Source organism: Nostoc sp. DSM 114160 (assembly GCF_053470305.1).
On sequence record NZ_JBPFGO010000001.1, the window covers coordinates 2,672,850 to 2,697,618 of the forward strand.

Below are 24,769 nucleotides of genomic sequence, written 5' to 3' on the forward strand. Positions count from 1 at the left end.
ATGTTTTATATCTAGCAAGCTTTTTGCTGTTTTTTATCCATCGAACTTGCGTTAAATTAACCCACCTAATGTGGCTCTGGGATCAACAAAAAGCCCCACGCCAGATGAGTGTGGGGCTTGATGTGAGAAAAATGAAACCTGGCATCGAGCTATTTTTGCGTAGGGCGACCCCTAAACTATCGTTGCCGCAGCAGCGTTTCACCTCTGAGTTCGGGAAGGGTTCAGTGTGGTTCCACCGCGCAATAGACACCAGGAAAACTTTGAGGGCAAGGGGGAAAGGGGAAGGGAAAAAAGGAAAAAACCTACCTTTAACCTTTACCCTTGTTCACAAAACCCTGAAGACTGCACAGGAACGCCAATCAACCAAATTATTTGTGAGGTCAAGCCCTCGGTCTGTTAGCACGGCTCGGCTACATACATTACTGCACTTCCACCTACCGCCTATTAACCTGTGTTCTTCAGGTGACCTTACCCACTAATTGTGGTGAGAGCACTCATCTTGAGGTGGGCTTCCCACTTAGATGCTTTCAGCGGTTATCCGCTCCGCACTTGGCTACCCAGCGTTTACCGTTGGCACGATAACTGGTACACCAGCGGTGCGTTCCTCCCGGTCCTCTCGTACTAAGGAGGACTCCTCTCAATGCTCTAACGCCTGCACCGGATATGGACCCGAACTGTCTCACGACGTTCTGAACCCAGCTCACGTACCGCTTTAATGGGCGAACAGCCCAACCCTTGGGACGTACTTCCGCCCCAGGTTGCGATGAGCCGACATCGAGGTGCCAAACCTCCCCGTCGATGTGGACTCTTGGGGGAGATCAGCCTGTTATCCCTAGAGTAACTTTTATCCGTTGAGCGACGGCCATTCCACTCTGCGCCGTCGGATCACTAAGGCCTACTTTCGTACCTGCTCCACTTGTCAGTGTTGCAGTCAAGCTCCCTTTATGCCTTTACACTCGCCGCACGGTTTCCAAGCGTGCTGAGGGAACCTTTGCGCGCCTCCGTTACCTTTTAGGAGGCGACCGCCCCAGTCAAACTGCCCACCTGAAACTGTTCCCTGACCGGATAACGGTCATGGGTTAGAATTCTAGCTTCGCCAGAGTGGTATCTCACCGTTGGCTCCATACTCCCCACAAGGAATACTTCATCGCCTCCCACCTATCCTGCGCAAGCCAAGCCCGAACACAATTCCAGGCTACAGTAAAGCTTCATAGGGTCTTTCTGTCCAGGTGCAGGCAGTCCGTATCTTCACAGACATTCCTATTTCGCCGAGTCTCTCTCTGAGACACCATCCAGATCGTTACGCCTTTCGTGCGGGTCGGAACTTACCCGACAAGGAATTTCGCTACCTTAGGACCGTTATAGTTACGGCCGCCGTTCACCGGGGCTTCGGTCGCTAGCTTCAAGGTTGCCCCCTGACCAACTTCCTTAACCTTCCGGCACTGGGCAGGCGTCAGCCCCCATACTGCGTCGATTTGACTTTGCGGAGACCTGTGTTTTTGGTAAACAGTCGCCTGGATCTCTTCACTGCGACCCACTCTTTACGGTGGGCACCCCTTCTTCCGAAGTTACGGGGCCATTTTGCCGAGTTCCTTAGAGAGAGTTATCTCGCGCCCCTTGGTATTCTCAACCTCCCTACCTGTGTCGGTTTCGGGTACAGGTAACTGTAAGTTAACGTGTTTAGAGCTTTTCTTGGAAGCTAGACTATGCCACTTCCCCACCGTAGTGGGTCGTACTCACGCCTCAACTCGAAACGTTTTCGCCGTCTCTCAACATCTTGACGCTTGAACCGGTAACCAACATCCGGCTGACACTTATCTTCTCCGTCCCTCTGCACAACTTACAATCAGTACGGGAATTTTAACCCGTTGTCCATCGACTACGCCGTTTGGCCTCGCCTTAGGTCCTGACTAACCCTCCGAGGACGAACCTGGCGGAGGAAACCTTAGGGTTTCGGGGTATTGGATTCTCACCAATATTTGCGCTACTCAAGCCGACATTCTCACTTCCGTTTCGTCCACAGCTGCTTGCCGCTACTGCTTCTACCTACGACGGAACGCTCCCCTACCGATTAATCGTTAATTATTAATCCCACAGCTTCGGTACATCGCTTAGCCCCGTTCATTTTCGGCGCGAGAGCGCTTGACTAGTGAGCTATTACGCACTCTTTCAAGGGTGGCTGCTTCTAGGCAAACCTCCTAGTTGTCTGTGCACTCTCACCTCCTTTATCACTTAGCGATGATTTCGGGACCTTAGCTGGTGGTCTGGGCTGTTTCCCTCTTGACAATGAAGCTTATCCCCCACTGTCTCACTGGCAATGTCTCCTCTGGGTATTCTGAGTTTGTCTCGATTTGGTACCGGTCTCCCAGCCCGCACCGAAACAGTGCTTTACCCCCCAGATATAATCATTACCGCTGCGCCTAAACACATTTCGGGGAGAACCAGCTAGCTCCTGGTTCGATTGGCATTTCACCCCTAACCACAACTCATCCGCTGATTTTTCAACATCAGTCGGTGCGGACCTCCACTTGGTGTTACCCAAGCTTCATCCTGGCCATGGTTAGATCACCAGGGTTCGGGTCTATAAACACTGATCGTTTCGCCCTTTTCAGACTCGGTTTCCCTTTGGCTCCAGCATTCTCGCTTTAACCTACCAGTGCCTATAAGTCGCCGGCTCATTCTTCAACAGGCACGCGGTCAGACTTTTAATAGTCCTCCCACTGCTTGTAAGCTAACGGTTTCATGTTCTATTTCACTCCCCTTCCGGGGTTCTTTTCACCTTTCCCTCGCGGTACTGGTTCACTATCGGTCACACAGTAGTATTTAGCCTTACGAGGTGGTCCTCGCTGATTCACATGGGATTCCTCGTGCCCCATGCTACTCGGGATTGAGCTACTATCCTTGAGTTTTCAACTACAGGACTTTCACCTTCTTTGGTGCAGTATTTAGCTGCTTCGTTTAACCGCTAGATTCGATATCGCTGTCCCACTACCCCAAAAGGTAAACCCTCTGGTTTAGGCTTTTCCCCTTTCGCTCACCACTACTTAGGGAATCTCTGTTTTGATTTCTCTTCCTCCAGCTAGTAAGATGTTTCAATTCGCTGGGTTGGCTCTTTCCTGCCTATATATTCAGCAGGTAGTATTTAGGGTTGCCCCATTCGGAAATCTCCGGCTCAATGTTTGCTTCCAACTCCCCGGAGCATATCGTCGGTAACCACGTCCTTCGTCGCCTCTGTGTGCCTAGGTATCCACCGTTAGCCCTTATTCGCTTGACCACTCAAATTTTTTGGTCTTTTAACTATTGCATTCACAATCACTTCTAGTTAGTTCTGCTTACTTCGTCACTTCACACTGATTTTACTCAGCACTCTAAGCCGAAGCACTCAGCACTCGATAATGTCTGTGTCTGCCTGCTAATTTGCGTTCCTATGCAGTTTTCATGGTTCTGGCTGAGAATTTACTCAGCAGTCTGACAAATGTCACGTTGCTGAACTCTCACAAACAAAATTTTTTAATGGCAATCACTATCAGGTGGAGGTTAGCGGACTCGAACCGCTGACATCCTGCTTGCAAAGCAGGCGCTCTACCAACTGAGCTAAACCCCCAGATACAATTAAAAATTGATAATTAAAAATTAAAAGTGAAATAAATTTTTAATTTTGCATTTTACATTTTTAATTGATTCAGGTGGGCCATCCTGGACTCGAACCAGGGACCTCACCCTTATCAGGGGTGCGCTCTAACCACCTGAGCTAATAGCCCATATCGAACCTTCATCATAGTTTGAAAGCTTTCTACATTATGCAAATGTCTGCGACTGACCTAAGGAATGACCAACTTAGTATCTATATAGCTGTTTGCTTTTCGATCTCTAAGGGGTGTAGGGTCTCCTTTAAAGGAGGTGATCCAGCCACACCTTCCGGTACGGCTACCTTGTTACGACTTCACCCCAGTCACCAGTCCTGCCTTAGGCATCCTCCTCCACGAATGGTTGGAGTAATGACTTCGGGCACTACCAGCTTCCATGGTGTGACGGGCGGTGTGTACAAGGCCCGGGAACGAATTCACTGCAGTATGCTGACCTGCAATTACTAGCGATTCCTCCTTCACGCAGGCGAGTTGCAGCCTGCGATCTGAACTGAGCTTTGGTTTGCGGGATTTGCTTGCGATCGCTCGCTTGCTGCCCTCTGTCCAAAGCATTGTAGTACGTGTGTAGCCCAAGGCGTAAGGGGCATGCTGACTTGACGTCATCCCCACCTTCCTCCGGTTTGTCACCGGCAGTCTCTCTAGAGTGCCCAACTTAATGCTGGCAACTAAAAACGAGGGTTGCGCTCGTTGCGGGACTTAACCCAACATCTCACGACACGAGCTGACGACAGCCATGCACCACCTGTGTTCGCGCTCCCGAAGGCACTCTCAACTTTCATCAAGATTCGCGACATGTCAAGCCTTGGTAAGGTTCTTCGCGTTGCATCGAATTAAACCACATACTCCACCGCTTGTGCGGGCCCCCGTCAATTCCTTTGAGTTTCACCGTTGCCGGCGTACTCCCCAGGCGGGATACTTAACGCGTTAGCTACGGCACGGCTCGGGTCGATACAAGCCACGCCTAGTATCCATCGTTTACGGCTAGGACTACTGGGGTATCTAATCCCATTCGCTCCCCTAGCTTTCGTCCCTCAGTGTCAGTTACGGCCTAGCAGAGCGCCTTCGCCACTGGTGTTCTTCCTGATCTCTACGCATTTCACCGCTACACCAGGAATTCCCTCTGCCCCGAACGTACTCTAGCTATGTAGTTTCCACTGCTTCTATCTAGTTGAGCTAGACTCTTTAACAGCAGACTTTCATTGCCACCTGCGGACGCTTTACGCCCAATCATTCCGGATAACGCTTGCATCCTCCGTATTACCGCGGCTGCTGGCACGGAGTTAGCCGATGCTTATTCCTCAGGTACCGTCATTGTGTTCTTCCCTAAGAAAAGAGGTTTACGACCCAAGAGCCTTCCTCCCTCACGCGGTATTGCTCCGTCAGGCTTTCGCCCATTGCGGAAAATTCCCCACTGCTGCCTCCCGTAGGAGTCTGGGCCGTGTCTCAGTCCCAGTGTGGCTGATCGTCCTCTCAGACCAGCTACTGATCGTCGCCTTGGGAGTCCATTACACTTCCAACTAGCTAATCAGACGCGAGCTCATCTCTAGGCAGCAAGCCTTTCACCTTTCGGCACATCCGGTATTAGCCACCGTTTCCAGTGGTTGTCCCAGACCTAGAGCCAGATTCTCACGCGTTACTCACCCGTCCGCCACTGTGTCCGAAGACACCGTTCGACTTGCATGTGTTAAGCATACCGCCAGCGTTCATCCTGAGCCAGGATCAAACTCTCCGTTTTGAATTGGAAAGCTCTTTAGCTCAATAGCTGCTCTTTTTTAACTTCAGCTTAGTTATTTTTATTTGCTTGACGCAATACACTTGCTGTATAATCGCTTTCAAACTATAATATTTTCAAGGTTCGGTGTCCTTTAAGCGTTGCTCTTTCTCGCTCCGCTTCAAGCACTTATTCAATATAGCGAACCTAATTCCTCGTGTCAACTACTTTTTCCAAAATATTTTTGGACGACTTCGGCATCACTATCAAAGCCATGCAAGACAAGGGGTTTAGGCTATAGTATTGCTGGAAGTCTTTTAGGAACCAATAAATTTGTGAGCTATTCTGCTGTTTTGCCGCCCTGGCTAGTTTTAGATCCTCTGTTGCGTAGTTGGTTATTGGAGGATATTGGTAGGGGCGATCGCACTACAAATACTCTATTAGTAGAAGATGTGACGCTAGGCTCTGCTAAATGGATGGCTAAAGCTTCAGGGATAATTGCTGGCTTACCAGTTGCAGCTAGGGTGTTTCAGATTTTGAATGAAAAAGTTAGCTTTGTGGCGGTTGCGGCTGAAGGTACATGGTGTGAGCCGGGACAGGTGGTAGCTGAAATTCATGGTTCACTGGATGCGCTGCTTATGGGGGAACGAGTCGCACTCAATTTGGCTATGCGGTTAAGTGGAATTGCGACGCTGACTAATATATATGTAGAGAAAATTGCTGATTTACCTGCTCAGTTGGTGGATACGCGCAAAACTACGCCAGGGCTAAGACTGTTAGAAAAGTACGCGACTGCTTTGGGTGGGGCGATTAATCACCGCATGGGGTTGGATGATGCGGTGATGATTAAGGATAATCACATTGCGGCGGCTGGCGGAATTGGAAAAGCTATTACCCGTATTCGTTCTCAAATTCCTTATCCCTTGACTATAGAGGTAGAGACTGAAAGTTTAGAGCAAGTGAAAGAAGCTTTGCAGCACAAGGCTGACATTATTATGCTAGACAATATGCCTTTGGATATAATGCGTCAGGCGGTAGAGTTGATTCACCAACAGGAGAGCCAGGTAAAAATTGAAGCTTCGGGGAATGTGACTTTGGAAACGATTCGCGCTGTGGCGGAAACTGGTGTTGACTATATTTCTAGCAGCGCGCCGATTACTCAATCGAAGTGGTTAGATTTAAGTATGAGGATTGTACTTTAAATAGAAAGAGGCAAATCATCCTACTGCAAAGTTATTGTAATGTCGCATTCAAGACTTACGTAACTGGCATAAGCAATGGTGTGCCAAGCGCACCAAGCACCCAAAAACTACACAGAAGACATAGCAATATCTGGACGTTTTAGTTGCTCAATTAAATAATTAAAAAGCAAATTGTGCTTGAGCTTGTAAATAGTTTTCCCAGAAAAATTTTAATAACAAAATACATCATTGATTATTATTACTAATTCGAGTAAAGCCAATCAAACACATTCTGGGTAATTAAATACTTCTGTACTACTGGCTAGAGATCGCACTGTGCCAGTTGCGTTAGTCCTGGCATTTTTGGAGGCTCAAAGCCTAACACAATATCTTCTTTGTAATGTGATAGCGAGTTCAATCAACTAGTTTGTAAACATAGTTGAAAATAGTAGATTTTGGTTAGACTACAATGTGAAATTAGAAAAAATGAGAAAAAAGCGATCGCTTACTAATTATCTAAGAATTACCTGAGAATCATCGCAATGGTTACGGGCAATGAATTCAGATCATTTGTTACCAAATTTAATTTACAAGTCTCAGAAAATAGCGATCGCTTTAAATAACAGGTTTACTAATTTGCAGTCCCATGATTACTAAGTCTCGTTCAACGTTGTCAAGTTCGGCAATTTTAGGCAAATGTCCCCAACGTTGAAAACCAAATGTTTCAAAAAGTTTTAAACTGGGCTGATTGTGGGCAAAAATGAAGCATACTAGGCTCTTTATACCCAAACTAGGACTTTCACTAATTGCTTGTGCTAAGAGTTGTCGTCCCAAACCACACCGATGAAAGCTAGGGGCGATATAAATACTAATTTCGGCAGTCTTACTATAAGCAGGTCGCCCATAAAAGGATTGGAAACTAAGCCATCCAGCAATTACTCCTTCTACTTCGATTACCCAAAGTGGGCGTTGTGAAGGCGATCGCCCTTTAAACCAAGCAAGGCGACTTTCCACAGATACTGGTTCTAGGTCAGCGGTTGCCATGCGGCTAGGAATTGCAGTGTTGTAAATTGCCACAATTGCAGGCAAGTCAGTTTCAGTCGCATGGCGAATAGTCATTGCTACCGTCTCAGAAAAAATGTTCAGAAAATATTTAAGAATAATACAGTGTTAATAGTAGCAATTCTACGGTTTCTATCGTAATTGTCACAGATACTTTGTCAGATAGGGATAGTCTACCTTAGATAAGATAATGGCTAACCCTAGTACCAAGTATGGAATGCGCTACTAATAAAAGTCACCACAGCTGTTATGGCTAGAGCCAAATTACAACACCCTACTTAATGTATTTTATTTAACAAATAAACTTTTTTAAGTTATAATCTTTTCTTTCTAAAGCATGATTCAGTATTCATCCTAGAGAAATAGATAACTTTATCATAACAGAACAAATAAAATTTTTATCTGAATATTTATATACTGCTTTTTCCTCCAAGCTTTCTATAAGAAAGTAACACCTCAATTCCTTTAGCAGCATAGATTACAAATCATTCTACCTGAGTGAATACATAGATGTTTGATGATTTTACCTAACAACAAATTGCATGTCGTTATCCTAATAAAAGCTGGGTTTCAATTTGCTGTCATAAATACAATTTATATATATAGCTAAAGATAGAGGTTGCTCTCATATATTAATCTTTAGAATTAATATAACTTAATTAATTTTAAACAAAAAATTACTATGTCTATTAATTGTTTGAATATTCATAATAAATTTAGTATCAATCAAAATACTAATGTTTCAAAAGTTGTTGATATAGCACTTTTTATAGATCAAATAAAAAGTAGCATTTGGGTTTTTGGGATTCCATCTTGGCTTTTTGGGATAACTGATAGAAGTATGGCCGCATTTGCCGATGGTTATTTATCTCCTATAGAAATATTTCAGCTATTTACAGCCTCTTTCTTTTTTGTAAGCTGGTTATATTTAAAGCCAGAAGAAAGCTTCAATAGTAATGATTTAGACCCAAGCCAGTATCAAGAATATCTGGATCGCACTCAAGCTAATAAGCTTCAAATAAAAAAACTCCACATGATAAGCCAGGAGTATATTTTACCGTTTCCTTATATTTGCCAAATATATCATCTATTGAGCTTAAAGCATTTGGAAACAGTTCATAAGTTTAGCCTTAACAACCTAAAAATTTTTCAAATTAGCCACTTTCAGCCCACAAACACTGGTGGGATAATTAAATTTCAAACAATATTAGACTCACCAGCTAATCCTTTGAGAATTTGGCGACAACCTATTGTAGAGGTGGATTTAATATTACACACCCCTTACACTGTTGAACTAAGTATCCCCGTTTACAATAACAAAAGAATAATTGTTATATTTCATGCTTTCCCGTTAAATGACTCAGAACATCAATTTTTTATAGATATTTATAGTGACTTAGACTGGCCAAAGCCATTATTACAAATAATCTTGCATTTTGCTTCTTGCTTGACCCTATTTGAAGATTTGCCGTATTTAAGAGCTTTAGCCGAAAAAAATATAGGGCGTTTATTCAACTTAAGTAAAACTTCAAATCACGAGACTGCATTGCTATTTAAAAGATTCGTTGAACTTTATAGTTCGAGTGAAGAACCAACTAGATTAGTTGAAGTAAGGGAAGATAGTTAGGAGTTAGGAGTGAAGAATTAGGAGTTTAAAACTTCTTACTTCTGATTTTATTTAGGGACTTGCAAAAAATAAATTATTCCAAATTATTTGTAGATTTGTAAGGGCGTAAAAGTTTACGCCCTTACTACGATGGAGTGTTTTTTTTACTGGAAGTCTTTTAGTTAAGCGCGTGCTAGTAAGGGAGCAGCAGCTAGTAAAGTTTTGGTATAAGGATGCTGAGGATTGGCAAAAATATTTTTTGTCAGACCAAGTTCGACAATTTTACCACCATTCATTACGGCAATCCGATCGCACAAAAATCTAGCTAACCAAAGATCGTGAGTGATAAATAGATAAGTTAACTCAAACTCTTCTTTTAATTGCAACATCAAATCTAGCACCTGCGACTGAACGCTAGCATCTAACATACTCACTGGTTCATCGCAGATTAAAAGTTTAGGGTGAGTAATCAAAGCACGAGCGATCGCTACTCTTTGCTGTTGTCCACCAGACAAATCCGACGGATAACGCTCATAATACACTTCTGGCGGTGTTAAGCCAACTTTATTTAGCATCCACAAAACCTGTTCTTTTGCTTTGGCAGGATTGGCTAAATTGTGGATAAATAAAGGATCTGCAATACTTTGTCCCACTGTCATCGCTGGATTGAGACAAGCATGAGGGTCTTGAAAGACCATTTGTATTTGTCGCCGTGAGGAACGAATTTCTTGACGCGATAGTTTAGTTAAATCCTGTCCTAAAAACTCAACTTTACCACTAGTGGGACGAATTAGTTGCAATATAGTTCGTGATAGTGTGCTTTTACCACAACCTGATTCCCCGACTAAGCCGAGAATTTCTCCTGAATAAAGATCCAGGTTGATTCCATCTACTGCTTTAATTGTCTGCGTTTGTGTGTTAAGCAGTCGTTCGATAAAGTTAGGTTCTATAGTGTAGTGTTGCTTGAGTTCTGTAACACTCAAAATTGGAGATTGCTGATTAATAATTGGTAATTGCTTTTCTTCGTCATTGGCAATTATCAATTCTCCACTATCAGTTACTGCTTGAATATGTAATGCTGCTTTTAAAAGCGATCGCGTGTATTCATGTTGAGGTTGCTTAAATACGGTTTCTGTAGAACCCATTTCGACCATCTTGCCGTTATACATCACGCCAATGCGATCGCAATACTCAGCCACCATTGCTAAATCGTGAGAAATCAGCAACAATCCCATGTTTTCTTCACTGCACAGGCGAGTTAATTCTTGCAATATCTGCGCGGAAACGGTGACATCTAAACTGGTGGTGGGTTCATCGGCAACAATAAACTTGGGGTTGAGGAGTAAAGCTAAAGCGATCGCTACCCGTTGTCGCATTCCACCGCTAAACTCATGAGGATACTGATTCCAGCGACTAGGGGGAATATTCACCTTTGCTAAGGTCGCAAGTGCTTTTTCTTTAGCTTCCCGCGTTGATAATTCTGGTGAGTGCGCTTGGAGGGTTTCGATACAATGCTTACCAATGGTCATCAAAGGATCGAGGCGTGTCATGGGATCTTGAAAAATTAAGGCGATCGCCTCTCCCCGAAATTTCCGTAACTGATTAGGTGTCAATTCAAACACGGACTGTCCTTGAAATGTCACCCGTCCCTGAATACGGCTAGAGGATGGTAGTAAACGCATTACTGCCCGTCCGATAGTTGATTTACCACAACCTGACTCTCCCACCAATCCCATTCTTTCACCTGGTTTCAAGGTGAAAGATACATCATCAACCGCCCAGCTTGTTTTTTCTCCACTTCGCCCAGGATAGGCAACTTGCAGATTTTCGATACAGAATAAGGCTTCACTCATAGTTAGTTATCAGCCCTGAGCTACCAGTTTTTATAATTTCAAATTTAGGATAGTCTATCAAATGAAGAAGAATCCAGAACTCAAGAGTCAGAATGGGCTAAACCTTAGCTATCCGCTAACAGAATAAATTCTGTACGACTGGGTGATAGCGCAGCTGAATCTTTTTCCTTGCTTATTACTCTATCCCTTTATAGGTAGAGTAATAAGCAATTCTGAATTCTGAATTCTGACTCCTGACTCCTCTTAATTGCAGACAGCTATCGATATTCTTCATAACCACTGCTAAAGTTGATACAGCACACAACTACGATCTTATTAGTGCAAAATTTAAATCTCTCAGAACTAGAATCAAAATTAAGTTAGTAAATCAGGATTTTTAAGTTAATATTATGGAGCAAAATCAGCCAGAACAGCGGCGCGCTGCCGATCGAGTGTTTCAACAATCCCTCGAACAGTTGGAGGATATCTTACAAGAAATTTCGACTGAGGAAGAAGATATCCCCCAACTGCATACTAGTAATTTTACTGAAGTCGAACTCGATCCAGACTTAACAGATATTGATTTAGCGGCTCTTGAGGACGCAGTTGCTGATATTGAACAATATCTCGAAGAAATAACAAAAACCAAATAGGGATAAAAAGTTAAAATTCATTACTGACAAATAAATTGCCGTTGAGCTTCGTACAACATTAAAGCGGCTGCGATCGCCACATTCAAGGATTCCACTCCAGGACTCAAAGGAATTCTTACTTGGTGGTCTGCGATCGCTGCTAACTCTGCTGACAATCCAGCACCTTCATTTCCCAGTAAAATCATACTGGGTTTTCGCCAGTCCACTTCCCAATAAGTTAAAGTCGCATCGGGTAAGGTTGCCACTATCTGCATTCCTGCCTGCTGACTTTGTTGGACTGTCGCTTTTAAATCTTCGGTTACGGCTGTTGCGAGGCGAAACCATTGCCCTGCGGAAGCACGGAGAACTTTAGGACTATCTAAATCTACACTATCTCCACTGATCCACAACCCTGATGCTCCGGCGGCGGCGGCGGTGCGAATCATCGTACCCAGGTTGCCGGGATCTTGTATCGTCTCTAAAGCTAGTACTAAACCAGTAAATGGTAGTTGAGTTTGACGTTGGCTTCGTTTTGCCGTTGCCACCACACCATGCGGTTGGACTGTGGTCGCGATCGCGTCCAAGACTTCTTGACTGACAATTTCGGCGCGATCACATCGGCTACAAGCTTCTTCCCACAGCGAAGGATGGGCGACTTGCCAATCTGGGGTACAACATACTGTTTCTAGTGGGTAATTGACCGCACAAGCTTCTTCTAATAAGTGCGTCCCTTCTAGTAAAAATAACTGTTGCTTATGCCGCTCCTTGGTGGAGTGCAGCTTGCGAATTTGTTTGACTAGAGAATTCTGTAAACTGGTCAACATTTTTTAGTTGTTAGTGCTGAGTAGTGAGTGCTGAGAAGGAAAAACTCAGCACTCACTACTCAGCACTGGTTATGCGGAACCCGGGACTTGAACCCGGAAGCCTTGCGGCACTAGAACCTGAATCTAGCGCGTCTGCCAATTCCGCCAGTTCCGCTGGCATTTGTGCTTATCGACAATTTCTTATTATTGCGTTATGTTTTACCTTTGTCAAGTAAAAGCATAATGCCTCGTTAAAAGTTTCTAACTGGAAACGAGTTTTTTAGGTACAAGGTCGAATCAAAATATTAACTCGACAGTACAGCATTGATTTTTAGAGAATACTTAAGTTATTTTACTGAGTATTTAATTTTGCTTAAAACTACTGCTGATTCATTCTTTTTTTTAATTTTTTTAAAAAGCTCAAAAAGCCTGTTACTACTTCTTTTCAGCCTTAATTTTTACCCAAAAAACAATTTTTTTATACCAAACAGTGCTTTAAAATGTGGACATTTTGAATCTTTACTGTAGAATCAAAACCAACTTCAAACATATAAAATACGTATTACTTTTGGAGGTAGGCTTATTAATCCTTCTACCATTTTACCAGATGCCAAAATTGCTCCAGAAGCAGACTCCTCAGTCTTGCAAATTTGGGGTGGGCATCCTTTGCGGGGTCATGTGAAAATTAGCGGGGCAAAAAATTCAGCACTGGTAATCATGGCTGGAGCCTTGCTGTGTCCGGGCGATTGTCGTATCCGTAATGTCCCTTTGTTAGCGGACGTAGAGCGGATGGGTCAGGTGTTATCAGCTTTGGGTGTGCAATTAACGCGACAAGGTGACATTTTAGACATCAACGCTAGCGAGATTAAAACATCAAAAGCTCCCTACGAATTAGTTACCCAGTTGAGAGCGAGTTTTTTCGCCATTGGAGCCATTTTGGCAAGACTGGGAGTAGCACAGATGCCTTTACCAGGCGGTTGTGCGATCGGGGCAAGACCAGTTGACTTGCACGTTCGAGGACTGCAAGCAATGGGAGCAGAAGTACAAATTGAGCATGGCATTTGTAATGCTTATGTTCCTGGCAGCAGCCGGAGATTAAAAGGTGCGAACATTTACCTAGACATTGCCAGCGTTGGAGCGACGGAAAACTTGATGATGGCGGCTACCCTAGCAGAGGGTGAAACAATCATCGAAAATGCTGCCAGAGAACCGGAAGTAGTCGATCTAGCTAACTTCTGTAACGCAATGGGAGCGAAGATTAAGGGCGCGGGGACTAGCAGAATTGTTATCGAAGGAGTCCCCAAGTTGCATTCTGTTGACTACAGTATTATTCCCGATCGCATTGAAGCTGGGACGTTTTTGCTGGCAGCAGCAATTACCCGCTCAGAACTTATCCTCTCGCCAGTGGCTCCAGAACATCTCATCCCAGTAATTGCCAAGCTGCGGGATATTGGAGTGACAATAATTGATGAAAAGCCTGACCAATTACACATTCTGCCAGCGGAAACCCTTAAGGCAACGGATATTGAAACTCAATACCATCCAGGTTTTCCCACAGATATGCAAGCGCCATTCATGGCTTTGCTGGCAGTGGCAGAAGGCGACAGCGTAATTAACGAATCCGTCTTTGAAAATCGCTTGCGTCATGCCTCAGAGTTGAATCGTTTGGGGGCAGATATTCGTGTCAAAGGCAATGCTGCTTTCGTTCGGGGAGTACCAAAATTATCTGGCGCACCAGTATTAGGTACAGACTTACGAGCATCGGCAGCGTTAGTTATCGCCGGACTAGCGGCAGAAGGACAAACCACAATTCAGGGTTTACAACACCTCGATCGCGGCTACGATCGACTTGATATGAAGTTGCAGCAATTGGGGGCTAAAATCCTTCGTGTGGGCGAAACATCAACAGATGCAGAAATCGCTCCTAGTATTAGTAGTCTGTCAAGTTGAAATCAATCGGTTAAGACTGATGCTGGGATAAGAGGAACAGGGAGACAAGGTAAAATCTTCTCCCTTGTCTTTCTTTATCTCTGGCATCTATACCTTACAATCTGCTAAATTCTCCTGATAGATAGAGGCTTTTAAGCTTTGCCCATATCTTTTTTTGATGAATATTCTGGAAAAATCTGTGTTGGCTGTTACAATATTGTTAAGAAAAGTTGCCCGTTGCATTTTAGGAACGCGCAATTGGGTTTTAACTCTCTTGAGAAGACAACGCAAAAACATTTTTTAGACCAGCTGTGGGAGGCTGGTCTTTTTATTTTTAAAGTTCTCACAAATGATACTTATATCTTTAAGTATAATACTCATGCTGTTTTATTAATTACTTTTATTTCTGTGCTTCGATAGTTGATGAGGAGCGATGTCTACGATGGTCACTGAGCTTGTCGTACCACTTCGTGGAAGCAAGCTACGCGCAGCGTCTCCAAGAGTTGTGCGGGCTATTTGGCGTCGCCTTACAGAAAATCTCAAAAATAAAGCGTAGACGCGTAACGGCTTGTCGCTAGACATCGCCCGTTATTATAGTCTTAGGTTCGCGTCTGCCACGATTTTGGATCTCTGCGACTATGAAAAATTGCCGTTACTATTACTCGACTCGACACAATCCGATAGTACACAGCATAGGGAAATCGGCGCACTACTGCTCGTCGAATATCACCGTAGACAATTACATAGGATTCTGGCATCTGAGAGATTCGATTCACCGTTTCGTCTACACAGTCTAGAAACTCGTCACCCAGAGCGGGTTTCTGGCTCTCGTACTAACTGTGTGCATCATTGAGTTCTTCTCGAACCTCTGGGCGAAACACCAGGACATAATTCATTGCTGTCCCTTAATTGATGTTTTGATTTCCTCCCAAGTCAACACATTATCTGGATTTGAATCGTAGTCAGCAGTTCGACGATCGAGTTCTCGCTTTTGTGCATCGGTTAAATCAGGGTAAACTTGCTCTGCTGCGATGCTATCCCAAATTGCCTGCACAATACGGATTCTATCTTCAACACTAAGAGTTGCGATTTCGTTCAAAGTAGTTGTGATATCCATGCTGATTAACTGGGAGTGAGGAAGCAACTGGTACACCTTAAATATAGCGGACAAGATTTTGTCCATCAAATCAAACGCTGCATCTGCTTTGATGCCCAATAGAGCGATTTCTACGACGGGCTATTTGGTGTCGCTTTGCAGAAAACCTCAAAAATAAAGCGTAGACGCGTAGTGGCTTGTCGTTAGACATCGCCTGTTGTCCAAGAGTGAGTGCGATCGCAATGATTATTCTGATAAACAAGCAGATATCAAGCCTGTCTACGTTTATTTATAAAATAAAGAAACGCAGTTTGTCTCTCTGTGTATATTTGAATTAAAGTCCAGAGAAGTGGCAATGTATATTTTATGTCTAATTATCAAGAAGTACTATTGCAAGCTCAAAGCTTAACTCCTGAAGAGCAAATACGCTTAATTGAAGAATTATCAAGCTTAATTCGTCAGCAGGTGACGATGATACCTAAGCAAAAGCATAGTATCCTAGAATTACGTGGATTAGGTAAAGAAATCTGGAATGGCATTGATGCTCAAGAATACATTAATCAGGAACGTGATTCATGGAATGGCTAGTCCAGCTACAAGGGCAAATTGTAGGTTTGGATACTGCTCCACTAATTTACTTTATTGAAGAAAATCCTAATTATTTGGATGTTACAGATGCTTTTTTTGAAGCGATGTTTCGTGGTGATTTTAGCGTTGTAACATCAGTTTTGACTATCACGGAAGTGTTAGTCTATCCCTTGCTACAAGCAAACACAGCATTAGCTCAACAATATCGTGAAATTCTATTTAATTCCCAAGGTTTGACTACTATCGAAGTTTTGCCTGACATTGCTGAAAATGCAGCACAATTAAGGGCAAATTATAACTTAAGAACCCCAGATGCTAAACAGAAAGGCTACTGCTATTCGTGGAGGTGCATCATTTTTTTTGACAAATGATGCGCGGTTGCCGTCTTTACCAGCGTTAACAGTGTTAGTGTTGGATCGACTGATAGTTTAAGTCTTTTTGTCTGTTGCGATCGCTGATTATATGATGGCATTGTGGGCGATCGCTTTACAGAAAACCTCAAAAATAAATGTCATAACTCTTGTTTTATTATTCAGTTACCAAATCGCTTCAATATTTAAAATAAACCCCTGTAAAACATCTTCTCCTGACAAAGTAACAGGCGATTCCAACACCTCAACTTCTTGTCCTTGCCGATAAATCTCCACTTGCTGGGATTTACGATTAATTAACCAACCCAAACGTACACCATTATCTATGTATTCTCTAATCTTTTCTTGAGCAACTTTCAAACTATCACTTGGCGAAAGTAACTCAACTACAAAATCAGGACAAAGCGGTATAAATTTTGTTTGTTGTTCACCAGTCAGTGCATTCCAGCGTTCCAGTCTCAGCCAAGAAGCATCAGGTGAACGGTCTGCACCGTTGGGAAGTTTAAAACCTGTGGAGGAATCAAAGGCAATACCAGTGCCATCTTGATCTGACCAATTAAATAACCGTTGATTTAATCTACCATTGCGATTTCCGGTTTCTCCCCCAGTGGGTGGCATGATAATTAATTCTCCCGTTGCAGTGCGTTCAAATCTCAAGTCACGGTTTGCCTGACATAGATTAAAAAACTGTTCATCTGTCAGTTATAATACTGGTTTGAGATTGATTGTTAAGGCGTTCATAAGCAGAATTAGAGTATAAAGCCAAAAAGCTACTTATTTTATGATGGCATGATACAAGGCGATCGCCTATGTGGAAGATTAGTGCGATCGCTTTGCAAAAAACCTCAAAAATAAAGCGATCGCTTATTGTGGAAAATTGGTGCGATCACCTTATAGAAAACCTCAAAAATAAAACAATACTTATTGGTTGATATCTCTATTGTGGCCGACACCAAAATGCACTCAAATAATCTTGATGTGGATCGAGATTAATAAATTTTGTAGCCGCCTCTTGCACTTCTCTTGCAGCGTGTCCCCAAAAAGCAACATGAACTTTGAAGCCATCACTAGTCAAATCATCTATGCAAGGCATATAATCTTTGTCGCCTGCTGCAATAACGATTATGTCATTTTTTTTATCGATTATTTTGCCTGAATCTTTTCCAATTTGGTAAGCAATCGCAGTATCGACTTTTTTCTCTTTACCTTTTGAACGTTCGTAGGTTTGAACATCAAAACCTTTGCTTTTAACGTAATCCCAGAAGGTATCTTTGGGCGGAGGTGATCCCCAAAGTCTAGTTCCGCCAATCTCTGACTTTTCTGTGCCGCATAAAAATTCATGCAAGCGACCATAGTCCATATACCAGTCGTTATCAAATATTTTCAGATTGATTGCTTCATAGATATTACAAACTCCATCAATTCTCTTGTTTAGAGCAGATAGCCGTCGGCCTTCTATAAAAAGGTTAGAATTGTCTACGTAGGTAAAAATTTTCATTTAGTGTCTTTACTCTCTTTGCTAAATGCACACTAACTATGTAATATAAAAAACTTATATTACTAGATTTTACTCTACTATCTGAAAATTGCTGTAAATTTCAATTACTCAAAAAATAATTCTTTATAATTTATTCTAAACCAACGTCATAACTTGCTCATATTCTTCTTTATGACTTTGCAAAGCATCCCAAAGATCAACTTTTTGCTGAAGATTAAGCCAAAGTCTTGGCCCATTTCCTAAAGCTTTACCAAGACGTATTGCTATATCTACTGTAATTGAGCTTTGACCATTAATAATTTCCTGAATTGTTTGATTAGATACTCCTAAAATTTCTGCAAAATTTGCGGTATTAATATCTAAATCATCTAAAATATCTGCAATTACTTCGCCAGGATGTATTGGTCTTACTAATCTATTATCAGTAATCTCTTGCCAATTATCCATAATTAATACTTCTTATTTAAGAATTTGGTTAGCCTTATTTAGCATGGTCTAGCCAATTAATATCATATTAACACAGAACTTAATGATAATCTTCAAGATTGACATCATAAGCATCACCATCTTCAAATATAAAAGTTATACGCCAGTTTGCTGATACCTTAATTGACCAAGTTCCTTTCCTATCCCCTTTTAATTCATGCAAATCATAACCTGGTAATCTAATATCTTCTACTGTTAACGCTGAGTCTATAACTTCAAGTCTGATTCTAATTTTCTTTTCTAAGTTTGCAGGAACTCCTTTATTAAAATTTTCTCTAAACAAATTTTCTAATGCTTTATTTTGAAATGTTTGAATCATTTATATTTCATTTTTTACCCTTATCTCATTGTTAAGGCAGGCTTTATGCCTGCCTATGTAATCCTAGTCTATTCCTTCAATCCGGTCTTCAACTTCTTGGTACAACTCGCGCAGGCGATCTAAATTCTCCTCGCTAGTCTCCCAATAACCGCGTCCATTCACTTCCAACAAAGTTGATACAACCTTGCGGAAAGAATGGGGATTAAGATTCATCAATCGTTTCTGCATTTCTTCATCTTTGATGAAGGTTTCGTTAGTATCTTCGTAAATCCAGTTATCCACAGCGCCGGCTGTTGCACTCCAACCCATTGTATTTACCAATCGCTTGGAGAGTTCGCGCACACCTTCGTAACCGTGATTCAGCATCCCCTCGTACCATTTGGGATTTAACAATTTGGTACGCGCATCCAAACGCACGGTTTCTGTTAATGTCCGCACTTGAGCGTTAGCTGTGGTTGTATCTGCAATATAAGATGCTGGTTTTTTACCATCACCCCGCAGATTTGCCACCAGCTTTGTAGGATCTGAATCAAAGTAATGAGAAACATCCGTTAAGCTAATCTCAGAAGAATCGAGATTTTGAAAAGTTGCATCAGCAGTTTTTAATGTACTTTCAAAAATCTGCCGAGATTCGTCCATGATTCCGGGGTTATCGGAATTGAAGGAGAAGGATTTCCGGTTGAGATACATTTCCTGCAACTCGGCTTCGCTATCCCAAGTGCTGTTTTCTACCGCCAAGTTTATATTTGACGAGTATGAACCAGAAGCGTTGGAGAAAACGCGAGTCGCTGCTTGACGCAGATTAATCCCCATATCTTGGGCTTGCTGCAAAGCGTGTTTGCGAACAAAGTTCATTTCTAAGGGTTCATCTGCTTCAGCTGCCATTTTCACGCCTTGGTCTAGCAGGTTCATTTGGTTGATGAACAAGTCGCGGAATACACCAGAACAGTTGATTACTACGTCAATTCTGGGTCGTCCTAACTCTTCTAAAGGTATCAATTCCAACTTGTTCACCCGTCCCAAGGCATCGGGAACCGGACGCACGCCCACCATCCACATAATTTGTGCCAGGGACTCGCCGTAAGTTTTGATGTTATCGGTTCCCCAAAGGACACAGGCGATGGTTTCTGGCCATTTTCCATCGTTTTCGGCTTTATTACGTGCTAAAAGCCTGTCTACGACAATTTTGGCTGATTGGACTGCTGCTGTTGTGGGGATGGATTGCGGATCTAAAGCATGGATATTCTTACCCGTGGGTAATACATCCGGGTTGCGGATGGGATCGCCACCAGGACCGGGTAGAACATACTCACCTTCTAAGCCTTTGAGTAATGCTCCCAGTTCGTTATCGGCACAAACTTGTTGCAGACAGAATTCCAAATACTCAAATAGGGGTTTTAGGGCTGCGCCATCAACTTTGGGATAACCTGCTTTATGCAATGCTTCTACCCAAGGTTCTTTTTTGCCCATATTGAAGAAATTCAACCGGGAAACTAGAGAAACTCGTCCTTCCGCGTCGATTTGCTCTTGTACAAGAGCAGTAACTGCTGCACGGGTTGCCAAGGTGATATCTTGCAATAACTGGACATCTTCTAAAATGCCCCGATCGCTATTTTGGTAAATATCATCAATGTTACGCCCGATGCTATTGGCGATAATTGCCGGTAAGCCTTGAAGTTCTTCTTCTTGACGATCTAGACTGGCAATATTGACCAGAGTTGCGATCGCTTCTTCTGCACTTGGCGGTTTCCCAATCACGTGCAACCCACAAGGCAACAACCGAGACTCGATTTCCATCAACTTGCGGTAGACGTTGCCAACAATATTATCCCGCTCGTCGGCACTCATGTCTCTGGCATCGGTTTCTGGCAGGTGAATATCCTTATCCAGATTCACGATCCGGCATTTATCCATGATGCTGTTGACAATGGGAATGCCGCGTCCGCTATCTTTCAAGGTTTGGTAGGAAGCAATCAATTCGCTGAGTTCTTTCAAACCTTTATACAACCCAGCATTTTCTGCCGGTGGTGTCAAGTAAGAAATTGTTTCCGCATAACTCCGACGTTTGGCAATTGTCGCTTCACTCGGATTATTCGCTGCGTAGTAATACAAGTTGGGAATTGAGCCAATCAAGTTATCTGGATAACAGTCGCCAGACATCCCCATCTGTTTACCTGGCATGAATTCCAAGGAACCGTGTGTACCAAAGTGCAGTACAGCATCAGCTTTCCAAACTTGCTCTAAATAAGTGTAGTAGGCAGCAAAACCGTGGTGAGGACTAGCTGAACGGGAGAACAACAGCCGCATCGGGTCGCCTTCATAACCAAATGTTGGTTGAACACCAATGAAGACGTTACCAAATTGCTTACCATAAATTAACAGATTTTGCCCGTCGCTGTTGAGATGTCCGGGAGGTGGGCCCCAGTTTTCCTCTAAGCGTTGAGAGTAAGGGGTCAGCGCTTCATACTCAGGAACCGACATTTTATAGGCAATGTTGAGTTCAGGGCTGCTGTACTGTGCTTGGGCGTCGTGGATGACTTCTTGCATCAGCGCTTCGGCGGATTCTGGCAATTGGGGTAAGTCGTAGCCGTTATTTTTGAGGGCTTTCATCACCTCGTAGATGGAACCGAATACATCTAAGTAAGCTGCGGTTCCCACGTTGCCTTTATCTGGTGGGAAACTGAAAACGGTGATGGCAACTTTTTTCTGCAACTTCGGCTTGCGGCGGAGATTTGCCCATTTTAAGGCGCGTTCGGCGACAGCTTCAACCCGGTCTTGGAGAGCGATCGCTTTCCCTGTAGCCCCATCTCTACCGGATAATATAATCGGCTCAATTGCTCCATCCAATTCAGGAATTGCAATTTGCAAAGCTACTTGAATTGGATGTAACCCTAAATCGCTATCCATCCACTCTTCTGTGGTTTGGAATACTAAGGGTAACGCCACCATGTAAGGACGGTTTAAGCGTTTGAGTGACTCAATTGCCTTGGGATGATCTTGTCTGGCTGGGCCACCTACTAAAGCAAAACCAGTCAGCGATATCACTGCATCTACCAACTGTACGTTAGTAGTTGGTTCGTAGAAGTAAGCATCCACAGGCTTGGAGAAATCCAAACCACCAGCAAACACAGGTAGTACCCGTGCGCCTAGTGCTTCCAACTCTTGCACCATTGCTACATAATGGGCATCATCCCCGGTAACTAGGTGGGTACGTTGCAATACTAACCCGACACAAGGAGCTAGGGGATCTTTGAGATCGCTAGAAATATCCTTACGAGCTGTATACCAATTGAGGTATTCTCTGACATCTTCAAACATACTGGGAGCCAAAGGATGCCAAATCCCTAAATCGGGATAAACTACCGGCTGTTCGTATGTAGAAGGTGCAAAATTTTGTTTGTCTAAACCTTTAAATACATATTTATCAGCTAGCATCAGTAAGAAGTTTTCCAGATTTTCTGGAGAACCACCTAGCCAATACTGAAAACTGAGCATGAAATTTCGGGCATCCTGTGCCTTGTCCATAGGTAAAAACTTCAGCACTTGCGGCAGGGTTCGCAAAAGCTTCAGCATCCCATCTTGGAATCCTGCACCGGATTTTTCTTTGCGTTTCCGCATGAATTGAGCGATCGCACTTTTTGACTGACCCCAACTGTGCCAAGGAAAAGCTACCCATTTTACTCAGGCGCATTACTTCTGGCATCGAGGGAAAGACAACGGAAACATCCAGGCGATCGCGGTGTGGTTCTACTGCCGCTACTACTTTCTGTGCTAAGTCTTCGATGAAAATGAGGGAAGCGATGAAGATATTCGCACTCTCGATTTCTCGTTTGAACTCTTCGTAATTCTCTGGGTCGCGGAGTTCCTCAATCAAGTACCCGCTGATTTCAATCGCCAAGTTGGGATTGTTCGCGTTAATCGTGCGAACTGCTTGCGACAAAGCACTCTGGTACTGGGACTCAAGCACGACATAGACCACCTTGATTAAACTACGTCCGCGTAAGTTATCAGGCGCAATGTGTCTAATGGTGGACTTGACGTGTGTGAACATGCTTCTTCGGCTCCTTTGATGCGTGTTCTCTGAAAGAAGTTCCTAGCGGCATCATCAGCCATAGGTAACTTGCAATCTTTTAGGCAATATCTGTTTTTTATCAGAAAACGCTTGCCCAGTAGGCATTTTATCCCCTATATGACACAAATCGATATAAAAAACGAAATATTTCTTCGTAATTGTTGACTTTGTATAAAAGTATTGGCTCATATATTTGTAAACTTTTCGTAATACTATTTTTAATAGTTAAATAGCTATTTAGCTATTTAAATCCATTTACAAAATTTGCTTTGCTGACTAAATATTTTTTAGCGAGCATAGACAATACCTTAAATATGTAGTTGTAATTTATAATAAGCAGTAAAAAGGCAGAGTTTCTTTCAGATTAAATTGATAAATTGTAAGAATTCAGTCCTTCTAAATTCAGAATTCAGAATAGTTAAAAACCGTCCCCGATTAGAAGGAACGGTTAAGACAGTTTATTGATGAACTAATTCAAGAGGTGGACAAACTTCCAATTTATGCGTTGGTTTGTCCAAAAATTAAGTTACAGTTTCCAAACCCTGTCACACCGAAATCGGTTCTTCAATGTTTACCACCACAGCTTGTAGTTCCTTCGCTTTCTCTTCCGGTAAAGCATCATTGGCAAACATCCCTGCTGCAAGTTCGGTTCCCGCTAGATACTTTAGCCTTTCGCTTGTGCGATATGGTGGAAAAAACTCGGCGTGTAAATGCGCTTCGGGATGAGCTAAACCGTCAGTTGGTGCTTGGAACCAAGCCATCAAGTAAGGAAACGGGCGATTCCACAAACCGTCATACTTGAGAGTGACAGTTTTTAACGCTTTGGCAAGTCCCCAACGTTGTTGTGGAGTCAAATCTATAAAAGTGCTAACTGGCTCTTTTGGTGCAAGCCAGACTTCATAGGGGTAACGAGCGCAGACTGGGACAAATGCGATCGCATACTCATCTTGATAAATAATTCGCTGGTTAGCTGCAATTTCCTTTTGAATCAAGTCTTGCAGTAAACCACGTCGATGTTCTTGATAATACTCCTGCTGCATCGCCAGCATTCGCGCTGGAACAGGCGGTATAAAAGGATAAGCATAAATTTGCCCGTGGGGATGGTGCAATGTTACACCCACCTCTACACCTTTATTTTCAAAGGGCAGGACGTACTGAATTTGGGGATTTAATCCGAGTTCGCGGGTGCGATCGCCCCAGACTGACAACAGCAAATCTAGATGATCCAACTCTAAGGAACTCAAGGAGGCGCGGGCATCTTGAGTAAAAACCACTACCTCGCAGGCGCCATTTGCAGGTAACGTTTCCACGATGGTATCAGGTGGATTGTTGGCTGTGGCACTCATTGAGGGAAAGCGGTTATCGAACACTGCCACATCATACTTACCTTGTGGTAGTTCCGTTGGGAACTCAGGGTTGGTGGTAGGTGCGAGGGGATTATATTCTGGAGGCGGCATGAATGTCCGCCCTTGACGGTGACTGGCATAAGCTACCCATTCCCCCCGCAAGGGGTGCCAGCGCAAGTGGGGATTAGCTTGCACTGGCTCATTACTAGGGCTAGGGGCTTCTAACTGACTAGTAATTGGGTAGCGACTGTATAATTTGAGTTTGCGTCCGTCGGGCTTTAACAGCTTGTGGGAGTACATAAACCTTGTCCTGAGAGGGTTGCAGCGCGGATTGCCTCAATGGGAAATTTCGGCGTGCGATCGCCGTACAATAAACCATTAGCTTCTTGGAAGGTATCTGTTAATTGTGTGTAACAGAATCCGCTAAATAGCTCAATGTTATTAACGGTTTCCAAGAGAGCAGCATATTTCATTTGTAATTCGGAGATATTCGAGCAGTTTTCATATCCCCAAGCTTGAGCTTGATCGGCATTCGGTTGGTCAAGAGGGGCATAGGCGATACCACCAAACTCGGTTAACATCACTGGTTG

19 protein-coding genes, 3 tRNA genes, 3 rRNA genes and 1 pseudogene are annotated in these 24,769 nt (G+C 43.3%); 7 read left to right on the forward strand and 19 right to left on the reverse strand.

Features of this window, described 5'->3' with window-relative positions; genetic code table 11:
* Positions 1-136 precede the first annotated feature (136 nt).
* The 5 genes from rrf to NSTCB13_RS11945 all read right to left on the reverse strand — a co-directional run bounded on the left by rrf (position 137) and on the right by NSTCB13_RS11945 (position 5,382).
* Positions 137-254 (reverse strand): 5S ribosomal RNA (rrf, locus tag NSTCB13_RS11925).
* A 122-nt stretch (positions 255-376) separates the two neighbouring features.
* A 23S ribosomal RNA gene (locus tag NSTCB13_RS11930) occupies positions 377-3,274 on the reverse strand.
* Between the two features lie 257 nt (positions 3,275-3,531).
* Positions 3,532-3,604: transfer RNA gene (locus NSTCB13_RS11935), tRNA-Ala, on the reverse strand.
* 83 nt (positions 3,605-3,687) lie between these two features.
* A tRNA-Ile gene (locus NSTCB13_RS11940) sits at positions 3,688-3,761 on the reverse strand.
* Positions 3,762-3,893: 132 nt separating this feature from the next.
* Positions 3,894-5,382: ribosomal RNA gene (locus NSTCB13_RS11945) — 16S ribosomal RNA — on the reverse strand.
* Together the 16S, 23S and 5S rRNA genes with 2 tRNA genes alongside form the textbook arrangement of a ribosomal RNA operon.
* A gap of 311 nt (positions 5,383-5,693) precedes the next feature.
* Here NSTCB13_RS11945 and nadC point away from each other — a divergent pair.
* Entirely contained in the window at positions 5,694-6,560 is an 867-nt protein-coding gene (nadC, locus tag NSTCB13_RS11950; protein ID WP_448264988.1) for a carboxylating nicotinate-nucleotide diphosphorylase, read from the forward strand.
* A 594-nt stretch (positions 6,561-7,154) separates the two neighbouring features.
* Here the strand turns inward: nadC and NSTCB13_RS11955 are convergent.
* Entirely contained in the window at positions 7,155-7,658 is a 504-nt protein-coding gene (locus tag NSTCB13_RS11955) for an N-acetyltransferase family protein (RefSeq protein WP_448264989.1), read from the reverse strand.
* Positions 7,659-8,283: 625 nt separating this feature from the next.
* Here NSTCB13_RS11955 and NSTCB13_RS11960 point away from each other — a divergent pair.
* Positions 8,284-9,228 carry a hypothetical protein gene (locus tag NSTCB13_RS11960; RefSeq protein ID WP_448272482.1) on the forward strand — a complete coding sequence of 315 codons (945 nt, stop codon included), beginning with the start codon at positions 8,284-8,286 and terminating at the stop codon, positions 9,226-9,228.
* Between the two features lie 161 nt (positions 9,229-9,389).
* Here NSTCB13_RS11960 and NSTCB13_RS11965 read toward each other — a convergent pair whose 3' ends face one another.
* The gene (locus tag NSTCB13_RS11965; RefSeq protein WP_448272483.1) at positions 9,390-11,060 is read right to left on the reverse strand and encodes a dipeptide ABC transporter ATP-binding protein; all 1,671 of its coding nucleotides are present in this window, start codon (positions 11,058-11,060) and stop codon (positions 9,390-9,392) included.
* A 389-nt stretch (positions 11,061-11,449) separates the two neighbouring features.
* Here NSTCB13_RS11965 and NSTCB13_RS11970 point away from each other — a divergent pair, with 389 nt between their 5' ends.
* Positions 11,450-11,692, forward strand: coding sequence for a hypothetical protein (locus NSTCB13_RS11970; RefSeq protein WP_448272484.1), 243 nt, complete (start codon positions 11,450-11,452; stop codon positions 11,690-11,692).
* A gap of 20 nt (positions 11,693-11,712) precedes the next feature.
* Here the strand turns inward: NSTCB13_RS11970 and NSTCB13_RS11975 are convergent, their stop codons facing one another.
* Positions 11,713-12,495 carry a TrmH family RNA methyltransferase gene (locus NSTCB13_RS11975; RefSeq protein WP_448272485.1) on the reverse strand — a complete coding sequence of 261 codons (783 nt, stop codon included), beginning with the start codon at positions 12,493-12,495 and terminating at the stop codon, positions 11,713-11,715.
* A gap of 72 nt (positions 12,496-12,567) precedes the next feature.
* Positions 12,568-12,649: transfer RNA gene (locus tag NSTCB13_RS11980), tRNA-Leu, on the reverse strand.
* Positions 12,650-13,056: 407 nt separating this feature from the next.
* On the opposite strand from NSTCB13_RS11980, the gene murA reads away from it, so the two are divergent.
* Positions 13,057-14,424, forward strand: a complete 1,368-nt coding sequence (gene murA, locus NSTCB13_RS11985; RefSeq protein ID WP_448270028.1) for a UDP-N-acetylglucosamine 1-carboxyvinyltransferase — start codon at positions 13,057-13,059, stop codon at positions 14,422-14,424.
* A gap of 578 nt (positions 14,425-15,002) precedes the next feature.
* On the opposite strand, the gene NSTCB13_RS11990 is transcribed toward murA, so the two are convergent.
* From NSTCB13_RS11990 to NSTCB13_RS12000, 3 genes are all read right to left on the reverse strand, one after another.
* Positions 15,003-15,215 carry a type II toxin-antitoxin system RelE/ParE family toxin gene (locus NSTCB13_RS11990; protein ID WP_448273186.1) on the reverse strand — a complete coding sequence of 71 codons (213 nt, stop codon included), beginning with the start codon at positions 15,213-15,215 and terminating at the stop codon, positions 15,003-15,005.
* A gap of 80 nt (positions 15,216-15,295) precedes the next feature.
* On the reverse strand, positions 15,296-15,520 hold the full coding sequence (locus NSTCB13_RS11995) for an addiction module protein (protein WP_448272486.1): 225 nt from the start codon (positions 15,518-15,520) through the stop codon (positions 15,296-15,298).
* A gap of 70 nt (positions 15,521-15,590) precedes the next feature.
* Entirely contained in the window at positions 15,591-15,761 is a 171-nt protein-coding gene (locus NSTCB13_RS12000; protein ID WP_448272487.1) for a hypothetical protein, read from the reverse strand.
* A gap of 104 nt (positions 15,762-15,865) precedes the next feature.
* Here NSTCB13_RS12000 and NSTCB13_RS12005 point away from each other — a divergent pair, with 104 nt between their 5' ends.
* Complete coding sequence (locus NSTCB13_RS12005) at positions 15,866-16,087, forward strand: hypothetical protein (RefSeq protein WP_179063863.1); 222 nt, start codon at positions 15,866-15,868, stop codon at positions 16,085-16,087.
* On the forward strand, positions 16,075-16,458 hold the full coding sequence (locus NSTCB13_RS12010; RefSeq protein ID WP_448272488.1) for a type II toxin-antitoxin system VapC family toxin: 384 nt from the start codon (positions 16,075-16,077) through the stop codon (positions 16,456-16,458). Before NSTCB13_RS12005 ends, NSTCB13_RS12010 begins: the two co-directional genes overlap by 13 nt.
* Before the next feature lie 165 nt (positions 16,459-16,623).
* Here the strand turns inward: NSTCB13_RS12010 and NSTCB13_RS12015 are convergent, their stop codons facing one another.
* A complete protein-coding gene (locus NSTCB13_RS12015) occupies positions 16,624-17,160 on the reverse strand; it encodes a Uma2 family endonuclease (RefSeq protein WP_448273187.1) in 537 nt (178 codons plus the stop codon).
* 107 nt (positions 17,161-17,267) lie between these two features.
* Here NSTCB13_RS12015 and NSTCB13_RS12020 point away from each other — a divergent pair, with 107 nt between their 5' ends.
* Positions 17,268-17,390: a hypothetical protein gene (locus NSTCB13_RS12020; protein ID WP_448272489.1), complete on the forward strand. Its 123-nt coding sequence runs from the start codon at positions 17,268-17,270 to the stop codon at positions 17,388-17,390.
* 5 nt (positions 17,391-17,395) lie between these two features.
* On the opposite strand, the gene NSTCB13_RS12025 is transcribed toward NSTCB13_RS12020, so the two are convergent.
* From NSTCB13_RS12025 to NSTCB13_RS12050, 6 genes and pseudogenes are all read right to left on the reverse strand, one after another.
* Positions 17,396-17,956: an NYN domain-containing protein gene (locus NSTCB13_RS12025; protein WP_448272490.1), complete on the reverse strand. Its 561-nt coding sequence runs from the start codon at positions 17,954-17,956 to the stop codon at positions 17,396-17,398.
* A gap of 135 nt (positions 17,957-18,091) precedes the next feature.
* Complete coding sequence (locus tag NSTCB13_RS12030) at positions 18,092-18,403, reverse strand: HigA family addiction module antitoxin (RefSeq protein ID WP_448272491.1); 312 nt, start codon at positions 18,401-18,403, stop codon at positions 18,092-18,094.
* A gap of 79 nt (positions 18,404-18,482) precedes the next feature.
* Positions 18,483-18,761: a type II toxin-antitoxin system RelE/ParE family toxin gene (locus NSTCB13_RS12035; RefSeq protein ID WP_448272492.1), complete on the reverse strand. Its 279-nt coding sequence runs from the start codon at positions 18,759-18,761 to the stop codon at positions 18,483-18,485.
* Between the two features lie 63 nt (positions 18,762-18,824).
* A pseudogene (locus NSTCB13_RS12040) lies at positions 18,825-22,812 on the reverse strand (magnesium chelatase subunit H).
* Between the two features lie 566 nt (positions 22,813-23,378).
* Positions 23,379-24,479 (reverse strand): galactose-1-phosphate uridylyltransferase, encoded by a 1,101-nt coding sequence (gene galT / locus NSTCB13_RS12045; RefSeq protein ID WP_448272493.1) that lies wholly within the window; start codon positions 24,477-24,479, stop codon positions 23,379-23,381.
* Positions 24,458-24,760, reverse strand: a complete 303-nt coding sequence (locus NSTCB13_RS12050; protein WP_448272494.1) for a hypothetical protein — start codon at positions 24,758-24,760, stop codon at positions 24,458-24,460. The genes galT and NSTCB13_RS12050 overlap by 22 nt, the downstream gene beginning before the upstream one ends.
* Positions 24,761-24,769: the final 9 nt, after the last annotated feature.